General features: G+C 64.4%; 2 protein-coding genes. Both read left to right on the forward strand.

Translation table 11 applies throughout. The annotated features are described in order from the left end of the window. Positions 1–807, forward strand: an 807-nt coding sequence (locus Q4E95_RS13485; protein ID WP_303383786.1) for an LLM class flavin-dependent oxidoreductase, incomplete at its 5' end; no start/stop codon positions are given. Positions 808–919: 112 nt separating this feature from the next. Beyond that, positions 920–1,785, forward strand: an 866-nt coding sequence (locus tag Q4E95_RS13490; protein WP_303383787.1) for a rhodanese-related sulfurtransferase, incomplete at its 3' end; no start/stop codon positions are given.

Here is a 1,785-nt window from a genome sequence, read left to right on the forward strand (position 1 = left end):
TACGAGAATCCCCTGTACTTCGCGGAAGAGGCTGCGCAGCTGGACCTCCTGGCCGATGGCCGGGTGGCTCTCGGCGTGAGCAGGGGATCTCCCGAGCCGGCATTGCGCGGCTGGGAGTCCTTCGGCTACACGGGTTCCGAGGACCCGCGCGGCGCGGATATTGCGCGTGAGCATTTCGAGAAGTTCATGCGCGCCATCAAGGGCGAGGCCATGACCTACGCGGATCCCGCCCAGTACGGCGCCGGGGCCACATTGGCCATCGAGCCGCAGTCGCCCGGTCTGCCCGAGCGTATCTGGTGGGGTGCCGGTTCGGCCAAGACCGCCGAATGGGCTGGCGAACAAGGTGTGAACCTCATGAGTTCCACGCTGCTGACCGAAGCCAACGAGGGTTCTTTCGCGGAGCAGCAGGCCGAACAGGTGCGTCGGTTCCGCGAGGCGTTCCGCGCCGCGGGCCACACCCGCACACCGCGCACCTCGGTCAGTCGCAGCGTGTTCCCCATCGTGGGGCCCGAGGACGAGATTTTCTCCTACATGGGGGCGCGCGAGTCCCGGGACCAGGTGGGCGTGATCGACGGGTTCACCTCGATTTTCGGGCGCACCTATGCGGGCTCGCCGGACAGCCTCGTGGAGCAGCTGAAACAGGATCAGGCCGTGGTGGAATCGGACACCCTGATGCTCACGATTCCCAGCCAGCTGGGACCCGAACTGAACCTGCGCATCCTGGAGAACTTCGCCAAGTACGTGGCCCCCGAGCTCGGATGGCAGCCTAATACCGAGGGCCCCGTGACGGGGTACGAGATGTCCTGAGCCGAGCTTGGCGGAGGCGTCCCGTGGTCGGCACTGACGACGTCGCCAAGCTCACCCTCCCGGGGCCGCTCACCGCATGTGCGCGGCCCCGCACTCACTTAAACTGGTGGGTATGTCCCTGCCGAAAATTGTGCTGTTCTATGTCTTCACCCCCCTGGCCGATCCCGAGGCAATCAAGTTGTGGCAGCAGAACCTTGCCGAGCGCGCCAACGTGAAGGGGCGCATCATCGTCTCCGAGCAGGGCATCAACGCGACCGTGGGCGGGGACATCCACGACGTCAAACGCTACGTGAAGGGCCTCAAGGAGTACGCCCCGTTCAAGAACGCGGACATCAAATGGTCGGACGGAGTGGGGGATGACTTCCCGCGGTTGAGCGTCAAGGTGCGTCCGGAGCTGGTGACCTTTCACGCGCCCGATCCGATCACGGTAACCGAGGATGGCGTGCGGGGTGGTGGCACGCATCTGAAACCGCATCAACTGCATGAGCTCATGGACCAGCGCGGGGAAGAGGTCGTGTTCTTCGACGGCCGCAACGCCGTGGAAGCGCGGATCGGCAAGTTCAAGGATGCGCTGGTTCCGGAAACGGACACGACCCGCGATTTCATTGACGAGATCGAGTCGGGCAAGTATGACGCGTTCAAGGACAAGCCCGTGGTCACCTATTGCACCGGCGGCATCCGCTGCGAGGTCCTGTCCGTGTTGATGAAGAACCGCGGTTTTCAGGACGTTTACCAACTGGACGGCGGGATCGTCCGCTACGGGGAGGCCTACGGCAACAAGGGGCTGTGGGACGGTTCGCTGTACGTGTTCGACAAACGAATGCACATGGAGTTCGAGCCCGGCGCCCGGTCACTGGGATCGTGTGTTGAATGCGGCAATCCCACGCCCCGGTACGTCAACTGCGCCGAGGGCAGCTGCCGGCAACTGTTCCTGTGCTGCGAGGACTGCACCGCATCGGGCGCACGCGATCACTGCCC

It is taken from the genome of Kocuria sp. (assembly GCF_030536815.1).
Taxonomy (GTDB): Bacteria; Actinomycetota; Actinomycetes; order Actinomycetales; family Micrococcaceae; genus Kocuria; species Kocuria gwangalliensis.